Annotated in this window: 17 protein-coding genes; 14 read left to right on the top strand and 3 right to left on the bottom strand. The window is 73.2% G+C overall.

Going from position 1 to position 16,122, the window contains the following annotated elements; translation table 11 throughout:
* Positions 1 to 78: 78 nt before the first annotated feature.
* The 6 genes from DEI85_RS05925 (at position 79) to DEI85_RS05900 (ending at position 7,647) form a co-directional block, all read left to right on the top strand.
* Positions 79 to 594, top strand: coding sequence for a MarR family winged helix-turn-helix transcriptional regulator (locus tag DEI85_RS05925; protein WP_110859340.1), 516 nt, complete (start codon positions 79 to 81; stop codon positions 592 to 594).
* 54 nt (positions 595 to 648) lie between these two features.
* Positions 649 to 3,465, top strand: coding sequence for a LuxR C-terminal-related transcriptional regulator (locus DEI85_RS05920; RefSeq protein WP_111123150.1), 2,817 nt, complete (start codon positions 649 to 651; stop codon positions 3,463 to 3,465).
* A gap of 129 nt (positions 3,466 to 3,594) precedes the next feature.
* Positions 3,595 to 4,299, top strand: coding sequence for a hypothetical protein (locus DEI85_RS05915; RefSeq protein WP_146248976.1), 705 nt, complete (start codon positions 3,595 to 3,597; stop codon positions 4,297 to 4,299).
* Between the two features lie 83 nt (positions 4,300 to 4,382).
* On the top strand, positions 4,383 to 5,117 hold the full coding sequence (locus DEI85_RS05910; RefSeq protein WP_110864806.1) for an ABC transporter ATP-binding protein: 735 nt from the start codon (positions 4,383 to 4,385) through the stop codon (positions 5,115 to 5,117).
* Position 5,118: 1 nt separating this feature from the next.
* Positions 5,119 to 6,486 carry an FtsX-like permease family protein gene (locus DEI85_RS05905; protein WP_111123148.1) on the top strand — a complete coding sequence of 456 codons (1,368 nt, stop codon included), beginning with the start codon at positions 5,119 to 5,121 and terminating at the stop codon, positions 6,484 to 6,486.
* Between the two features lie 24 nt (positions 6,487 to 6,510).
* A complete protein-coding gene (locus DEI85_RS05900; protein ID WP_110859335.1) occupies positions 6,511 to 7,647 on the top strand; it encodes a glycosyltransferase in 1,137 nt (378 codons plus the stop codon).
* 12 nt (positions 7,648 to 7,659) lie between these two features.
* On the opposite strand, the gene DEI85_RS05895 is transcribed toward DEI85_RS05900, so the two are convergent.
* Positions 7,660 to 8,259: a TetR/AcrR family transcriptional regulator gene (locus DEI85_RS05895; RefSeq protein ID WP_110859334.1), complete on the bottom strand. Its 600-nt coding sequence runs from the start codon at positions 8,257 to 8,259 to the stop codon at positions 7,660 to 7,662.
* Positions 8,260 to 8,283: 24 nt separating this feature from the next.
* Between DEI85_RS05895 and DEI85_RS05890 the strand changes: the two genes are divergently transcribed.
* The 4 genes from DEI85_RS05890 (at position 8,284) to DEI85_RS05875 (ending at position 10,396) form a co-directional block, all read left to right on the top strand.
* Positions 8,284 to 9,345, top strand: a complete 1,062-nt coding sequence (locus DEI85_RS05890) for a hypothetical protein (RefSeq protein WP_146238503.1) — start codon at positions 8,284 to 8,286, stop codon at positions 9,343 to 9,345.
* Positions 9,346 to 9,489: 144 nt separating this feature from the next.
* On the top strand, positions 9,490 to 9,762 hold the full coding sequence (locus tag DEI85_RS05885) for a hypothetical protein (RefSeq protein WP_146238502.1): 273 nt from the start codon (positions 9,490 to 9,492) through the stop codon (positions 9,760 to 9,762).
* A gap of 74 nt (positions 9,763 to 9,836) precedes the next feature.
* Positions 9,837 to 10,082: a hypothetical protein gene (locus DEI85_RS05880; RefSeq protein WP_146238501.1), complete on the top strand. Its 246-nt coding sequence runs from the start codon at positions 9,837 to 9,839 to the stop codon at positions 10,080 to 10,082.
* Positions 10,083 to 10,087: 5 nt separating this feature from the next.
* A complete protein-coding gene (locus DEI85_RS05875; protein ID WP_146238500.1) occupies positions 10,088 to 10,396 on the top strand; it encodes a hypothetical protein in 309 nt (102 codons plus the stop codon).
* Here DEI85_RS05875 and DEI85_RS05870 read toward each other — a convergent pair.
* Both DEI85_RS05870 and DEI85_RS05865 read right to left on the bottom strand, forming a co-directional pair.
* Positions 10,365 to 11,285, bottom strand: coding sequence for an NmrA family NAD(P)-binding protein (locus DEI85_RS05870; protein WP_110859329.1), 921 nt, complete (start codon positions 11,283 to 11,285; stop codon positions 10,365 to 10,367). The genes DEI85_RS05875 and DEI85_RS05870 overlap by 32 nt on opposite strands.
* 10 nt (positions 11,286 to 11,295) lie before the next feature.
* Positions 11,296 to 11,874 carry a MarR family winged helix-turn-helix transcriptional regulator gene (locus tag DEI85_RS05865; RefSeq protein WP_110859328.1) on the bottom strand — a complete coding sequence of 193 codons (579 nt, stop codon included), beginning with the start codon at positions 11,872 to 11,874 and terminating at the stop codon, positions 11,296 to 11,298.
* 93 nt (positions 11,875 to 11,967) lie between these two features.
* Between DEI85_RS05865 and DEI85_RS05860 the strand changes: the two genes are divergently transcribed.
* From DEI85_RS05860 to DEI85_RS05845, 4 genes are all read left to right on the top strand, one after another.
* Entirely contained in the window at positions 11,968 to 13,149 is a 1,182-nt protein-coding gene (locus DEI85_RS05860; protein ID WP_111123147.1) for an epoxide hydrolase family protein, read from the top strand.
* Between the two features lie 40 nt (positions 13,150 to 13,189).
* A complete protein-coding gene (locus DEI85_RS05855) occupies positions 13,190 to 13,837 on the top strand; it encodes a MerR family transcriptional regulator (RefSeq protein WP_110859326.1) in 648 nt (215 codons plus the stop codon).
* The gene (locus DEI85_RS05850) at positions 13,834 to 14,793 is read left to right on the top strand and encodes a hypothetical protein (RefSeq protein ID WP_181420010.1); all 960 of its coding nucleotides are present in this window, start codon (positions 13,834 to 13,836) and stop codon (positions 14,791 to 14,793) included. Before DEI85_RS05855 ends, DEI85_RS05850 begins: the two co-directional genes overlap by 4 nt.
* Before the next feature lie 206 nt (positions 14,794 to 14,999).
* Positions 15,000 to 16,097 (top strand): ROK family transcriptional regulator, encoded by a 1,098-nt coding sequence (locus DEI85_RS05845; RefSeq protein ID WP_258376264.1) that lies wholly within the window; start codon positions 15,000 to 15,002, stop codon positions 16,095 to 16,097.
* Positions 16,098 to 16,122: the final 25 nt, after the last annotated feature.

Here is a 16,122-nt window from a genome sequence, read left to right as displayed (position 1 = left end):
GACCCGGCGCAGCGTCACACACCCTGCGATGATGGTCGGGCGTCTGGACGGCGGGCGCGCGGCAGGAGGACACGGGCGATGTCGATGCAGCACGAGGTGCCCCCGGAGTCGCCGTACGCCTACATGAGCGCCGAGCAGGTGCGCACCTGGTACGCGTACATGAAGCTCCAGCTGCGCCTGCGGTACGAGATGAACCGGCAACTGCGGGCGGACAGCGACATCTCGCTCGCCGACTACGACGTCCTCGTCGCGCTCACGAGCGAGCCGGGCGGCGAGATGACGATGTCGGCCCTGGCGACCCGCATCGGGTGGGAGCGCAGCCGTGCCTCCCACCATGCCAAACGCATGGCCGAACGCGGGTTCCTCGAGCTCCGTCGGGCCGAACACGACCGGCGCACCACGGCCGTCGCTCTGACCGAGGCGGGCTGGCGGACGCTCCGCGAAGCGACACCGAGCCACACCGAACTCGTCAAGGACATGTTCTTCAGCGACCTGCGCGAGGACGAGCTGACGGGCTTCGCCGACGTGCTCGAGCGCGTCTACGAGTCGGTGCTCGAGCACGGCACCCTGCCCCGACCGGCCGACCACCCCTAGCCGCGCTTGCCCTCGCGTGCCAGTACGACGTAATTTAGGTGAAAGATCACCTAAATGAGCGAAGGGCAGCGTGTGGACGCCGAACGAACTGTGTCACCGCCGGTCCACGACCGTGCACTGTTCGGCCGCGCAGACGAACTCGCAGCCCTCACGCGCATGCTCGACGATGCCGCGGCGGCGGCGGACGGAACAGCCGAGCGCGGCGCCGCGGTCCTCGTCGAGGGCGAGGCGGGCATCGGCAAGACGACCCTGCTCGCCGCCGTCGAACGGCACGCGCGTCGAGCGGGCTTCCGCGTGCTGACCTGCACCGGCATCCAGGGCGCGAACAGCGTGGGCTTCGACGGCCTGCACGAGCTGCTCCACCCGCTGCTGCCCTTCGCGTCGGCCCTGCCACCCCGGCAGCGGACCGCACTGCTCACGGCCCTCGCGGTCGAGGACGGCCCGAGTCCGGACCGTCTCCTGGTGAGCACCGCGACGCTCGGGCTGCTCGAGGAGGCCGCGTCGCACCGGCCGGTGTTCGTCCGCGCCGAGGACCTGCAGTGGCTCGACCGGTCCACCACCGAGGTGCTCGACTTCGTGGGGCGCAGGCTCTCGAACACCCCGGTCGTCGTCATCGCGGCGGCCCGGACCGGACACGCCCCGAACGCCGTCCCCCCGTGCAGCTTCACGCGGTTCGAGCTCGGGCCGCTCCCCGACGACGCCGCCGAGGCCCTGCTCGACGCACACGCCGGCACCCTGTCCGCCTCGGTCCGCCGACGGGTGCTGGCCGAGGCCGGCGGCAACCCACTCGCCCTGCACGAACTCCCCGTCACCTGGGCCACGGGTGGCCCGGCCACCATCGCGTCCCGGCTCCCCACCACGCGGCGGCTCGAGCAGGCGTTCCTCGAGCAGGTCGCCGCCGTCCCGTCCGGCAGCCGCTCGTTCCTGCTGCTCGCCGCGGCGGCCGACGACGCAGGCCTGCAGGACGTCATGGCGGCGGCCCGGACGATGGACCTCGGGGTCGACGACCTCGAACCGCTCGAGGAACTCGGGCTCCTCCGCACGGACCTCGTCTCCCTGCGTTTCCGCCACCCGCTCCTGCGCTCGGCGGTGATCGGCAACGCCTCGGCCGCCGCACGGTCCGCGGCGCACCGAGCACTCGCGTCGGTGGTCGCCGACGGCATGCGCGCTGCCTGGCACCGGGCCTCGGCGACGTTCGAGCGGGACGAGTCCGTCGCCGCCGACCTCGAGGCCGCCGCCGACCGCGCGGCACAGCGGGGTGCCCGCCCCGAGGCGGTCCGTGCCTACGAGCGTGCGGCCACCCTGTCGCAGGGCGTCACCGGCCGGGCACGTCGGCTGGGCCGCGCCGCCGAGACCGCTCGGGCCGCCGGCATGACGGCCGAGGCGATCGAGCTCCTGGAGCAGGTCGACTCCCTCGCTGCCGACCCCGAGACGGTCACCGAGACCGCCGTCACGCAGACGGTGCTGAGCCTGACCACGGGTGCTGCCGGCCGACCGCGCATCGAACTCCGCCGGATCCGGCCCGTGCTCGCCGGGCCGGAGCACGCGGACCGACTCGTTCGGGTGCTCTGGGCGGCCGCCCTCAACGCCCGCGGCCGCAACCTGCCGCGGTCGGAGTGGCAGGACATCGAGGCGGCACTGCTCTCGGTGCGGTCGGGGAGCCCGCTGAAGCCGGTGGCCCTCGCCGTGCTCGCGCCGCTCGGCTCCGCCCACCACCTGCGCACCGAACTCGCACACCTGGTGCCGCAGCTCACCGAGCAGCCGCTCGCGATGGCGTCCCTCGCGATCGCCGCCGAGTCCCAGCAGGACCTCGAGACCGCGCTGACGTGCTGGGAGCTGGCGTACGAGCGCGCCCACCAGCTCGGCGCCGTCGCCGACGAGACCCAGGCGCTCCGGGGCCGGGCGACGGTGCTCATGCTGCGCGGGCGGGTGCGGGACGGCCTGGCCGACGCCGAGTACGCCGTCCGCATCGCCCGCGACGTGCAGCTCCCGCTCATCGCCGGGATGGCCTACGCCACGCTCGCCCGGGGCCACGCCCTGCTCGGCGACGACGAGGCCGCGCTGGCCGCGCTGCGCGAGGGCTCGGAGTTCGCGCACGGCGGGCGGCTCGCCCTCGCCAGCGCCGACGCGCGGTGGGCAGCGGGACTCGTCGCCCTCGGTCAGCGGCGCCACCGGGACGCCCAGATCGAGTTCACGCACATGACCGTCCACGCGACCCGGTCGCTGTGGGCGATCGCCGACCGCACCGAGGCCGCGGTCCGGGGTGGTCGACCCGAGTCGGTCGTCGAGAACCTCGCCGAGGCCGAGGCGGTCGCCCGCACCACCGGGTCCGCGCACCTGACCGCACTCGTCGTCCGGAGCCGGGCGCTGCTCGCCGAGGGCACGGACGCGGCGGGAACGGGCACGGACGGCGCGGACCCGGAGCCCCTCTACGCCCGCGCGATCGAGGTCGGCCGCCTCGCCGACGCCCCCGTCGAACTGGCGAGGACCCAGCTGCTGTTCGGCGAGTGGCTCCGCCGCGAGCGCCGTGTGGTCGAGGCACGGCTGCACCTGCGCGAGGCGCTCCACGCGTTCGACGCCGCCGGCACCGCGGGCTTCGCCGCTCGCGCCGCGGCGGAACTCCGCGCAGCCGGCGAGGCCCCGGAGCGGGCCGGCAGCACGACGGCGCCGACGCGCGAACAGCTCACGCCCCAGGAGCTGCAGATCGCGCGGCTCGCCGCCGCCGGCATGACGAACCGCGAGATCGCAGACCGCATCTACCTGTCGCACCGCACCGTCAGCACACACCTGTACAAGGTGTTCCCGAAGCTCGGCGTGACGAGTCGAACCGAGCTGGCGGCCGCGCTGGCAGCGTCCGGTCCGACGGACTGACGCACCGGTCGACGGCCTGGAGGCACGGGTTACGTCACGCAACGGATGCACCGTCGGTGGACCAGCTGCGAGCCTCGTGGCGGCGACCCGGCAGCGGGTCGCGACCACGACGACCACCGGGAGGCGCCCATGCCGGAAGGCTCCGCCGACGACACGGCGAGCGGCACGGCCGACGACACCGGCGGTGACGCCGACCACGCGGCCGCGCGGCTGCCGGACGCGCCGAGCGCGTTCTTCACGGCGCTCGTCACCGAGCACTTCGTGCTCCAGACCGCGCGCGGCATCACCGTCTCGGAGTCGTCGACCCGGGCCGCGATCTACCTGACGACGCTGTCGAGCGCCCTGGTGGCGTTCGGGTTCCTGGCCGACACCGACTTCGCCACGGGCTACCTCGCCGTGGTGATCCCGGTCGTCGTGCTGCTCGGCGTCTTGACCTACGAGCGACTCGTCCAGACCTCGTTGGAGGACGTGGTCGCCCTCGCCGCGATGCAGCGGATCCGCCGCTGGTACGGCACGATCCTGCCGGGCGCCCCGCGGTACTTCCCGGTGCCCGAGGACCGGATCGCGCCGAACGAGCTGCTCGACATCGGGCTCCGGCTGTCCTGGCGTGGGGTGTTCTTCACGCTGTCGAGCGCGATCGCGGTCGTGAACTGCATCGTCGCCGGCGCCGGGGCGGCCCTGCTGACCGCGAGCACGTGGGTGCCGTCCGGGTCACTGGCCGCCGGGGTGGTCACGGCCGTCCTGCTCGCCGGGGTGCACGGGGTCTACCAGGAGCGTCGGTACGCGCGGGTCCTCGGGATCCTGCGGTCGGCCGCCCCCGCGACGGACGTCTGACCCTGCCGTGGTGGAGCTGGCTCCACCACGACCCTCCTGCCCGCACCAGTGACCGGCCGCCGAGAACGAGATGGACTGACACCATGACCGCACCCCTCCTGCAGGCACACGACCTGACGAAGTCGTTCCCCGGGCCGGAACAGTCGAGGGTCCCGGTGCTCCGGGGCGTCTCGCTGTCCGTGCTGCCGGGCGAGTTCGTCGCCGTCGTCGGCCCCAGCGGCTCCGGCAAGTCGACGCTGCTGTACTGCCTGTCCGCCCTCGAGCCCTACGACAGCGGATCGGTGTCGATCGCCGGGCAACGCCTGGAGACCCTCCGGCCGAAGCAACTGCAGGCGCTCCGTCGTTCGACGGTCGGCTTCGTGTTCCAGTCGTTCAACCTCATCCCGTCGCTGACCGCGCGGCAGAACATCGCGCTGCCCGCCAGCCTCGCCCACCGGCCGGTCTCCGCGGCCCAGGTCGACGCCGCGCTCGCCTCGGTCGGACTCGCCGACCGCGGGGACCACCGACCGGGCGCGCTGTCCGGCGGGCAGCAGCAGCGGGTCGCGATCGCACGCGTCCTGGCGTCCGAACCGCACGTCGTGTTCGCCGACGAGCCGACCGGCGCCCTCGACACCACCGCCGGTGACGCGGTCCTCGACCTGCTGCGCCGGGTGGCCGACGGTGCCCGCTCGGTGGTGATGGTCACGCACGACCTCGAAGCGGCTGCGCGTGCCGACCGTGTGCTCGTCCTGCGCGACGGCACCGTGCACCGTGAGCTGGCGCACCCGGACGCCGCCCAGGTCCTCGAGGCCCTGACCGCCGCCGCGCAGGAGGCCTGACGTGCTCCGACTCGTCCTGAGCGACCTCCGGCAGAAGGCCGGCATCTGGATCGGCGCCCTCGTCGTCAGCGCGGCCACCGCAGCGGCCGCCGCCATCGCCGCCGGGATGCTCGAGACCGGCTTCGCGATCATCGGGTCCGGCAGACCGACGGACCTGCTCCGAGCCGGGGGCCTCGCCACGCTCGCGTCGCTCGTCGTCGTGCTGACGATCGTCGCCGTCACCGTGGTCCTCGGCAGCGTCACCCGCCTGACGATCGACCTGCAGCGTCGCGGTTACGCGCTCTGGCAGCTGGTGGGGGTGCCGTCCCGCACGGTGACGGTGGTCGTCCGGCTGCAGCTCGCGGTCGTGGGGCTGGTCGGCAGCACGATCGGCTGCCTCGTCGTGGCCCCGTTCGTGCCGGCGTTCCTGCACTTCGGGTTGTCGCAGTCCGACGGGCTCCGGGGTCTCGACGAACGGTTCGGTCCGACCAGCGCCGTCGCGGTCGTGCTCGCCGTGACGATCGTGGTCGTCCTGAGCAGCCTCCGACCGTCGCGCCGAGCCGGCCTCGTCCGCCCGATCGAGGTCCTGCGGGAGCCCGAGTCCGTCCGCACACGGACCACGTGGACCCGGTGGGCCGCGGGTGCCGTGGCGCTGCTGCTCGCCGCGCTGCTGACCAGCTCGATCGTCGACGCCGGCGTCCGGACCGGTGGGCAGGTGCTGCTCATCGGGCCGCTCCTGACGGCCGCCTGCACCGCGATCGGCCCCGTGGTGTTCCCGGCCGCCCTCCGGGCCTGGACGTCGGTGCTGCCCGCGCACCGATCGGCATCGTGGTTCCTCGCCCGCAACGCCGCCGCGTTCTCCGTCGACCGGAGCAGCGCCACGGTGAGCGCGCTCGTCATCACGATCGCCCTGCCCGGCAGCCTCTTCGCCGGCTTCGACACCCTGGGTGACGCCGTGCAACGGACCACGGGGTCGTCGGGTGGTGGACTCGACGTGCAGAGCGTCCTGCTCATGCTCGGCGGGCCGCTGCTCGTGTCGCTCTTCGGCGCGGCCGCCACCGTCCTGATGGCCGGACGCACCCGCGAGCAGGAGGCCGCGCTGGTCGAGGCCGCCGGCGGGTCCCGCGCCACCGTGCTCGCCCGTGCCGCCTGGGAGTCCGTCATCCTCGTCGGCACCGCGGTCCTCGTGGCCGCCGCGGTCCTCGTGCTCACCGCCTGCGGACAAGCCGTCGCGCTCGCGGTCACCGTCCCCGGCACGCAGCCCCAGCTGGGCCTGCAGGCCGCGCTCCCGGCCGCCCTCGTGAGCCTCGTGCTCATGGTGGCCGCCGGCACGATCCCCCTCGTCACCGGACGCCGACGCAGCATCCCGCTCGTCCTCGCCGCCGACTGACCCCGAACCAGGAAGACCCCCCTCTTGCGCATCCTCTTCTCCGGCGTGCCCGCACTCGGACACCTCCTGCCCCTCGTCCCGCTCGCCCGTGCCGCGCAGGCGGCCGGACACGACGTCGCCCTGCTCACCAGTGGTGGGATGCGCGAGCCCATGTCGACCGAACTGCCCACGGTGCCGGTCCTGGCGGCCGGACCCATGCCTCCCGACCTGTTCGCCGAGGTGGCCCGGCGCATCCCCGGCAGCGACCCCGCGAACCGCCCCGAACCGGCGGCCGTCGCCGAGTTCTTCGCCGGCACACGCGTCGACCTGACCGTCGACGACGCCCTGCGGGCAGCGCGCGGGTGGGAACCCGACGTGGTCGTCGCGGACGCCGTCGACCTGGTCGGACCGCTCGTCGCCGCGGAGCTCGGCGTGCCGTACGCGATCGTCGCCTTCGGCCCCGAGGTCCCCGAGGAGTTCCGCCGCCCGATGGCTGAACTCGTGCTCCCCCGCTACGAGCAGCGCGGGGTCGTGCCGACACCGCCGGTGGCCCTGCTCGACCCGACGCCGGTGTCGCTGCAGGCACCCGGGTGGACGCAGCCGCCCGTCACGATCCCGTTCCGCTCCGAGCCGCACAGCCGGCCCGACGTCGCCGCCGAACAGCCGCTCGCACCGTTCCCGGCGAGCGAGTGGCGACCGCGGGTGCTCGTCACCCTCGGCACGGTCTTCGGCGACGCGACGCTGCTGACGGCGATCCTCGACGGGTTCCACCCCGACGAGGTCGACGTGGTGGCGACCGTCGGCGTCATCGGCGAACGCCTCGACGACACCGAGCACGTGCACTTCCTGCCGTTCCGCCCGATGCGCGAGCTGCTCGAGGGCGTGGACCTGGTCGTCGCCGCGGCCGGTGCCGGCACGGTGCTCGCCGCGGCCAGCGTGGGCGTGCCGATGGTGCTGCTCCCGCAGGGCGCGGACCAGTTCATCAACGCGACCCGTGCCGCCGAGGCCGGTGTCGCGGTCGTGGTCGACGAGCCGTCGGCGGTCGGTCCGGCGGTGCACCGGATGCTCGCGGAACGCAGCCACTTCGCCGCGGCACGGCGACTCGGCGAGGAGACCGCACAGCGCCCGAGCGCGACGGACGCCGTCAGGGAGCTCGTCGACCGGGTCGAGCGCATCGCCTGACGACGGCGCTCGTCAGCGGTCGGCCGGCCCGGGTCCTGCTGGGTCCGGGCCGAACACCGTCTGCGTGAACCGCTGCGCGAGCGGGTCGTCCTGGTCCCCCAGCCGCATGCCGAGCAGCGTGTTGATCAGCATCCCCTTGGCAAGGAACGACTCCGCCGCGGACTCCGACAGCCCGGCCTCCTCGACCAGGAAGTGCAGGATCCGGGTGAAGCCGTCACGGGCGACCGGTCCGACGACGGGGTCGGCACCGAGCATGTACGACTGCATGACGATGAGGTGCACGCCGTCCTCGGTCGCGAGCGCACGGTAGGCAGAGCCGAGCCGCGACGCGACGGTGCCCGGCTGCCCGTCGTCGAGCGCCGCCCGGAACGCGTCGAGCACGGCTTCGAGGCACCCGTCGACGACGGCGAGGAACAGGTTCTCCTTCGAGCCGAACATGCGGACGACGTACGGCTGACTGATCCCCGCGGCCTTCGCGATGCGCTCCGTGGTCGCGCCGTGGTAGCCCTCGCGGGCGAAGACGGCGGCCGCCGCGGTGAGCGTGGCTTCGCGCCGCTGGCTGCCGGCCATGCGCTCGGCACTCTTGGGAACCGGACCCCTTGCTGTCGTCATGCGGTGAGGGTATCATCCGATGCCATGAGTAATGAATCGATTACTAACAACGCCTCGAAGTCCGACGGCTTCCCGCCGGTCCGCCGGATCCTGCCCGTCCTCATCACCCAGGTCCTCGTCGCGATGACCGTCGCCGGAGCGTTCGCCGGCCTGTACATCGGACTGCAGAAGGCCCCTTCCCCGCACCACCTGCCCGTCGCCGTCGTCGGCTCGCAGGTCGCCGATGCGGCAGCGGGCGCGCTCGGCGACCGCGCCGACGTCCGCACCGCCGGGTCCCCGTCCGACGCACGCGACCTCGTCCGGTCCCGTGACGCCGTCGCAGCCCTCGTCCCCGGCAACGGCTCCGACGACTGGACCCTGTACACGGCGGGCGCCGAGGGACGGAGCGCGACGACCGCCGCGACCACGATGCTCTCCGGGGTCGCGGCCGGCGCCGGCGCCTCGGTCACCCGCACACAGGACCTCGTCCCGCTCGCGACGAACGACGCCCAGGGCATCGCGGGGTTCTACCTGGTCTTCGGCACGACCCTGGCGGCGTTCATCCTGGCGCAGGTCATGAACTCCCTCGGCACCCTCGCCCGACTGCGCACCCGGATCGTCGTCACGGTGGTCGGGAGCCTGGCCGCGGCCGCGGTGGTCGCCGTCATCGCCGGACCGATCGACGGCGCCGTCCCCGCATCGACCGGCGCCGTGGTCGTGGTGCTCTCGCTCCTCGCCGTCGCCGTCTCGCTGTCCACGACGGCGATCACCTCGATCGTCGGACCGATGGGCGTGATCGTCTCGACGCTCCTCTTCACCACCCTCGGCAACGCGACGAGCGGTGCGACGATCAGCACGCACCTGCTGCCGCCCGTGCTCGCCACCGTCGGACAGGCCCTCCCGCCGGGTGCCGCGTTCGGCGCCGTCACCGGGTTCAGCTACTTCGACGGGGCGGGCGCGACCGGCGCGCTCCTCACGCTGGGTGCGTGGATCCTCGCCGCAGCCGCGGCCCTGTCGGTGGCACACCGGGTGCGGACCGGCGCCGCGCGGCGACGGGACGTCGCGGCGATCGCCGCACCGGTGACGCCGGCTGCCGTCGTGGCGTGAGCGATGCGGTCGCCGCGACCGGCTGACGGACTGGAGGCCCGGTGCCGGCTGGCACCGGGCCTCCAGTCCGCCGATCGGCTGGGTCGGGTCGTTGCAGGATCGAGACACCGGTCCGGGCCGGCGTGCGGCATCGTGGACCCACCGATGGCAGGCAGGACGGAGCGCACGGTGGAGCGAGTGGTGGGGTGGGCCACGGTCGCCGCGGTCGTCGTCGTGACCGTGTCGATGTTGCTGCTGGTCCAGACGACCACCTGTCGCGACGCCGCCCCCGGAGCGGGCACGAGCTCGTGCACGACCACGCCGATGATCGGCGTCGCCGGCACGTGGATCGCCGGCGTCACCGGCGCCGTCGTGCTCGCGGTCTGCGTGTGGCAGATCGTCGGGGCGGCCCGGTCTGGCCGAGTGCCGATCGACTGATGCCGCTCCGGGAATGTGCGGCGGAACGGGCGTGCGAGGATTCCCCAACCGCACGACCGAGGGGAATGACGACCATGACCACAGCCCGGACGCTCCACTGGATCAGTACCGCGATGCTCGCCGTGGGGTTCCTCGGCGTCGGCGCCCTGCTGTACGACGCGTTCTCCGGCCCCGAGGGCGGCGGCGCGAACATCGGGCTCGGCATCATCATGCCCGTGTGCTTGCTCGCCGGCGTCGTCGGGCTCGCCCTGGGGGCCGTCGCCGTGGTGGCGACTTGGTGGGGTGCCCGGGCCGAGCGCTCGCGTGCCTCGGTCCGGTGACGCAGATGTCCCCGTCTTCCACTCCGCGGCCGTGGACGATGATCGCCGTCGTGGTGCTGGTGGGATGGGCGTTGGTGACGGCGCTGCTGTTCCCGGTCACCGGGGCCGACGAGCACGAGGGGCCCGGCGACCAGGTCTGGCGGACCTCGTCGAGCGCGTTCGGCGTGCCGCTCTCGCCCGAGTGGGACGTCCTCGCTTGGCTCGCCGCGCTCGCGCTGGTGCCGGTCGTCGTCGTCGGGCTCACGTTCCTGCTCAGCCGCCGACGACCGCACACCGCGCCCGTCAGTCCGTCGCCGGGTGGCCCTGCCCACTGAGGTGCGCGCGGAGCACGTCACGGACGCTCGTCCACGACTGCAAGCCGTAGCGGTCGTTGTCGACGTGGTGCAGCTGCGCCTGCCCGCTGAACATGCTCACGAAGTACTGCATCCCCTGCCATGCCGGGAACGTCTCGTCGGGGTCCTTCGACAGGCGCCTGCCGACAGCGCTCATCGCGGACAGGGTCCCGGTGGTGCCGGCCCACTGCAGCCGGAAGCGCTCCCCCGTCAGCTCGCTCATGGCGCGTGCGACGTCGCGTGCGGTGACCTGGTCGCCCGCCATCTCGATCACGCGCGGAGCATCGTCGTCCAGGGCGGCGAGGGCCGTGACCCGGGCGACGTCGTCCTTCGTGGTGAAGTCGAGCACCTGGTCCGCCGACGACCAGAACAGCACGAGCCGGCGGCCGAACAGGATCATCGGGGCATCGCCGGTCAGCAGGTCGGTGAACATGCCGGTCAGGATCGACGTCGCCTGCACCGGGGCCGCGTCGAGGTCACCGGCGAACTCGCGCCGCAGCTCGAAGTTGCGGTTGGTGCCGGGTGTGATCCGCCGGTAGTCGGCCGAGTAGTCGGACGGGATGAACCGCCGGACGCCCGCCGCCACGGTCGCCGCGAGCAGCGCGCGCTGGGCGTCGACGATCACCGGACGTGTCCCGCTCACGGCGGAGACCACGACGTCGGAGCCGCTGACGGCCCGGGTGAGGGCGTCGTGGTCGCCGTACTCGGCGGCGACGACGTCGACACGGGCGTCGTCGCCGAAGCGCTCTCCGGCGGTCCTGCTGCCGGGCCGGGTGAGGACCCGGACCCGCACGTCGTGCTGGGTGAGCTCGCGGACGATGCGGTGCCCGAGGTCGCCGGTGGCGCCGGCGACGAGGATGGTGGTGGTCATGGGCGGAGCCTCACTCTGTGGGGGTCGACGAGGTCGTCGTGGTGTGCCGCCGGGATCGTTCCGGGACGGCGAGGGGGTGGTGGAACGTGGGATCGGCAGTGGACGGCCCGGGGGTGGTGGTGCCGGCCGTCAGCGCGACCCGGGCCAGCAGCCGGCGCATCGTCGTCCGCTCGTCGTCGTCGAGGTGCCGCATGAGCACGCCCTCCGCCTCACGCAGGGCCGAACGTGCCCGGGCGAGCAGGGCACGCCCGGCGTCGGTGGGGTGGACCTGCCGCACCCGCCGGTCCGTCGGGGCCGGGCGACGCTCGACGAACCCGCCCGCCTCGAGTGCGTCGACGATGTAGGTCATCTGCGTCTTGTCGATCCCGAGGCGCTGCGCGAGGCCGAGCTGCGACGACGCTTCCTCGGTGGTGATGGCGACGAGCACCTGGTACCCGCGGGGACCGCCGGGGACGTCGGCCACCGCCTCGCTGCCCAGCCGCGTGAAGCCCTGGAACGCCAGCGGCAGTGCCCACCCGAGTTCGGATTCGATGCCCTCGGCACCCCAGTCGATCTCGGGGAGCGCATCGGTCGGCGTCGGACTGTCCATACCGGCGACCGTACCGGAACAAGATCGTCTTGTGCAAAGATCATCTGCGATCAAGACGGACAGCCGCCAGGACGCCGAGCAGCCGAGGACCCCATGTCGGACACCGCAACCATCACCCCGCTCACCCTCGACGTCCCCCAGGTGGAGCTCGACGACCTGCGCCGCCGTCTGCGGGCCACCCGCTGGCCCGATGCCGAGACCGTCGAGGACACCTCGCAAGGACCCCGACTCGAGAAGGTCCGCGCCCTCGTCGAACACTGGACGACGGAGTACGACTGGCGCCGGACCGAGGCGCTGCTGAACGGCTGGGGCCAGCACACGACCCGGATCGACGGGCTCGAGGTCCACTTCCTGCACGTCCGGTCCGCCGTCCCCGGTGCCCGCCCGCTGCTGCTCACCCACGGCTGGCCCGGTTCCGTCCTGGAGTTCCGCCACGCGATCGGTCCGCTCACCGACCCGGTGGCGCACGGCGGCGACGCGGCGGACGCGTTCCACGTCGTGATCCCGAGCCTGCCCGGGTTCGGCTTCTCCGGGAAGCCGACGACGACCGGGTGGAACACCGCCCGGACCGCGAGGGCCTGGTCGGTGCTGATGTCCCGGCTCGGGTACGCGGACTGGTTCGCCCAGGGCGGTGACCTCGGTGCCACCGTCACCGCGGAGCTCGCAGCCCTGCAGGCCGCCGGGGACATCGGACTCGCCGGGATCCACCTCAACATGGCGCTGTTCATGCCGACGGACGACGAGGTGCGGAACGCCTCCCCCGACGAGCAGGTCATGCTGCAGGAGAGCGGCCACTACTGGCGGGACCTGTCGGCCTACTCGCAGCAGATGTCGACCCGCCCACAGACCATCGGGTACTCGTTGGCGGACTCCCCCGTCGGGCTGGCGTCGTGGATCTACGCGATGTTCCAGGACGTCGGCGGCTCGCACGACGAACACGGCGATGCCGAGCGGCTCTTCCCGCTCGACGAGATCCTCGACGACGTCATGCTGTACTGGTTGCCGAACACCGCCGCCTCCTCGGCGCGGACCTACTGGGAGGCGACCCGGACCGGCTGGGCCACCCCGGGCACCGTCGAGGAGCCACTGACCCTGCCCGTCGGCCTGAGCATCATGCCGGGCGAGTACGTCCGCCGGTCGCGCCGCTGGGCAGCGCGCCGGTACACCGACCTGGTGTTCTTCAACGAGGTGGCGCGCGGCGGGCACTTCGCGATGCTCGAACAGCCGGAGCTGCTCGTCAACGACGTCCGTGCGACCTTCCGGAACCTGCGCTGATGCCTTGTGGACAGAGAGTAGATATCGCTACTCTCCGAAAGTGCGAATATCTGAACTTGCCCGAGCTGCGTCCACACCGGTCACCGCCGTCAAGTACTACCAACGCGAAGGCCTCCTGCCCCCCGGCGAGAAGTCGGCGCCGAACCAGACCGCCTACGACCACCGGCACGTCGAACGGGTCCGGCTCGTCCGGGCGCTCCTGGAGACCGGCGGGCTCTCGGTCGCCGTGACGAAGCAGGTCCTGGCCGTGCTCGACGCCGAGACCGCACCGCTGGCCGAGGTCTTCGCCGTCGCCCAGTACGCCATGACCACCCCGCGCTCCCCCGAGTCCGAGGCGACCCCGGAGGCCCGTGCCCGGATCGAGGAACGGGTGTCGGCCGCCCGCTGGTGCGCCACCTCGGACAACCCGGGACTCGAGACCGCGGCCCGGGCGCTCGACGGGCTGCGCACCATCGGGTTCGACGCTCCGGACGACTACCTCGACGCCTACGTGTCGGCAGCGGCGAGCGCGGCACGTGCCGACGTCGCCGCGCTGCAGGACCGCGACGGCCGGACCGCGATGGCAGAGCTGATGGTGATCGGGACAGTCCTCGGCGATCCGCTCTTCGCGGGACTCCGGCGCCTCGCGCAGCAGGACGCCACCCACGACCTGTTCCCCGTTGTCGACACGGACGAGGCCGGCGCGTGATCGCAACCCGCCGGATCGCCGCGGTTCGCCGAGCAGTGGCCTGGCACCCGGCACTCATGGCCGTGGCCGGCCTGATGCTCGCGTCCACCGCCGTCTGCCTCGTCGGACTCGTCGTGGATCCCCGGACCATCCTGGGAGCGCCGGCGTGGATGAAGCCCCTGAAGTTCTCGCTGTCGATCCTGCTCTACGCCGTGACCTGGGCGTGGCTCATAGCCCTCCTGCCGAGGTGGCAGACACTGGCTCGTCGGCTCGGCACCGTGGTCGCCGTCGCCCTGGTGGTCGAACAGGTGCTCATCGTGTGGGCCGCCGCGACCGGCACCACGAGTCACTTCAACGTCTCGAACAGCGTGCACGTCGTCGTGTGGGCCGTGATGGCGACGGCGATCACGACGCTGTACCTCTGCACCTTCGTCACGTCGATCGCGCTGTTCTTCCTGCGCCTCCCCACCCCCGCGCTGACGGTCGCCGTCCGTGCCGGTGCCGTCATCGCACTCGGCGGCATCGGGGTCGCCTTCCTCATGACCGGCCCGACCCCCACCCAGCTCACCGCTCCGGACGGGATCGTCGGCGCTCACACGGTCGGGATCGCGGACGGCGGACCCGGGGTGCCACTGCTCGGGTGGAGCACCGTCGGCGGCGACTACCGGGTCGCCCACTTCGTCGGTATGCACGCACTGCAGGTGCTCCCGCTCGTGGCGCTCCTCGTCGCAGCCGCGGGTCGGGACCTACCGTGGCTGGCACAGCGGACCGCGCAGGTGCGCATCGTCGCGGTCGTCGCCGTCGCGTGGGCAGCGGGCACCGTGCTCCTCACGGTGCAGGCCGCGGTCGGACAGTCGGTCGTCCACCCCGCCGGCGCGGTCGCCACGGCGGGGTGGGTTCTCGTGCTGCTGGCCGCGGCCGCGAGCGCGGCAGTGCTGCTCCGCGCTCGCCGCGCTCCGGTGGCGCGACTTCGCTGACGGTCGACCGCCGGACGGCGACTCCGGGCCCTGGACGCGACCACCCACGGACGGGAGGCACGGTGCCAGCTGGCGCCGTGCCTCCAGTCCGTCACGGCGAGCGTTCCGGACCCGCCCGTTACGCTGTCCCCGTGTCAGAGCCGCGCCGCAGTCCGGGGAACCAAGCTTCACTGCGTGAAGCCAACCGGGGTCGGGTCGTCAGCGCAGTGAAGCGACACGGCGGCCTGACGCAGGTCGAGCTCGCCGGGGTGACCGGGCTCTCCCCCGCGACCGTCTCGAACATCGTCAAGGAACTGGTCGCGACCGGTGCCCTGCACGCGACACCGAGCACCTCGAGCGGTCGGCGGGCGCTCCGCGTGACCCTGCCGCACGGCCTCGGGCTGGTCGCCGGGGTGCACGTCTCGCCGCGGCACCTGCGGCTGGCGTTGTCGGACCTGAACGGCGCCGTGCTGGCCGAGCGGCACATGCCCCTGGCCCGTGACCACCGTGCCGACGCCGAACTCGACAAGACCGCGCTGCTCGTGCTGGACATGGTGGAGTCCATCGAGTCGTCGATGGACGAGGTGCTCGCCGTCGGGCTCGCCGTGGCCGCCCCGATCGACGCCCGCACCGGGATGACGGCGCGCGGCGGGATCCTGCGGGGTTGGGACGGCATCGCGCTCGGCCAGTCGCTCGCCCGGCGGATCGACAAGCCCGTGCAGGTCGACAACTCGGCCAACCTCGCCGCCCTCGCCGAACACCGCAGCGGGGCAGCACGCGGCCGCGACACCGTGGTGACGCTCGACGTCGGCAACGGCATCGGCGCCGGACTCGTCCTCGGCGGGCACCTGTTCCGCGGGCACCACGGCATCGCCGGCGAGTTCGGGCACACGCCCGTCCTGCCGAACGGCCCCCTGTGCCGGTGCGGCAACCGGGGGTGCCTCGAGGCGATCGCCGGAGCCCCCGCGGTGCTCGAGGGCGTCCGCGACGAGGTCGGCACGCTCAAGCTGGCGGACCTGATCCTGCGGGCCATGGGCGGCGATCAGGTCTGCATGCGCGCCGTGGCCGACGCCGGGCGGGCGATCGGTTCGGCGGCGGTGGGGCTCTGCAACGTCCTCGACCCCGAGCGGGTCGTGGTGACGGGCGAGTTCGCGCGCGCCGGGGAGCTCCTGCTCGGCCCGATGCGGCACGCCCTCGAGTCGTCGTTGATCGTCGACGTCGACGGCACGCCGGACGTGGTGCAGGGGCAGCTCGGCGAGAAGGCCTCGGTGACCGGCGCGCTGGCCCTGGCGATCGAGGCCGTGGACGTCACTCGAACCCGGTAGATAACGGTTTCGTCACGGAGCGCGG

It is taken from the genome of Curtobacterium sp. MCBD17_026, from assembly GCF_003234895.2.
Taxonomy (GTDB): domain Bacteria; phylum Actinomycetota; class Actinomycetes; order Actinomycetales; family Microbacteriaceae; genus Curtobacterium; species Curtobacterium flaccumfaciens.
Note: the sequence above shows the minus strand (reverse complement) of the source record. Positions and strands in the feature narration are given on the sequence as shown.

Bases quoted from the DNA above. Each gene is read 5' to 3' on its own strand.
- DEI85_RS05925 (WP_110859340.1), top strand. From the start codon at position 79: ATGTCGATGCAGCACGAGGTGCCCCCGGAGTCGCCGTACGCCTACATG.
- DEI85_RS05920 (WP_111123150.1), top strand. From the start codon at position 649: ATGAGCGAAGGGCAGCGTGTGGACGCCGAACGAACTGTGTCACCGCCG.
- DEI85_RS05915 (WP_146248976.1), top strand. From the start codon at position 3,595: ATGCCGGAAGGCTCCGCCGACGACACGGCGAGCGGCACGGCCGACGAC.
- DEI85_RS05910 (WP_110864806.1), top strand. From the start codon at position 4,383: ATGACCGCACCCCTCCTGCAGGCACACGACCTGACGAAGTCGTTCCCC.
- DEI85_RS05895 (WP_110859334.1), bottom strand. From the start codon at position 8,259: ATGACGACAGCAAGGGGTCCGGTTCCCAAGAGTGCCGAGCGCATGGCC.
- DEI85_RS05890 (WP_146238503.1), top strand. From the start codon at position 8,284: ATGAGTAATGAATCGATTACTAACAACGCCTCGAAGTCCGACGGCTTC.
- DEI85_RS05885 (WP_146238502.1), top strand. From the start codon at position 9,490: ATGGCAGGCAGGACGGAGCGCACGGTGGAGCGAGTGGTGGGGTGGGCC.
- DEI85_RS05880 (WP_146238501.1), top strand. From the start codon at position 9,837: ATGACCACAGCCCGGACGCTCCACTGGATCAGTACCGCGATGCTCGCC.
- DEI85_RS05875 (WP_146238500.1), top strand. From the start codon at position 10,088: ATGTCCCCGTCTTCCACTCCGCGGCCGTGGACGATGATCGCCGTCGTG.
- DEI85_RS05870 (WP_110859329.1), bottom strand. From the start codon at position 11,285: ATGACCACCACCATCCTCGTCGCCGGCGCCACCGGCGACCTCGGGCAC.
- DEI85_RS05865 (WP_110859328.1), bottom strand. From the start codon at position 11,874: ATGGACAGTCCGACGCCGACCGATGCGCTCCCCGAGATCGACTGGGGT.
- DEI85_RS05860 (WP_111123147.1), top strand. From the start codon at position 11,968: ATGTCGGACACCGCAACCATCACCCCGCTCACCCTCGACGTCCCCCAG.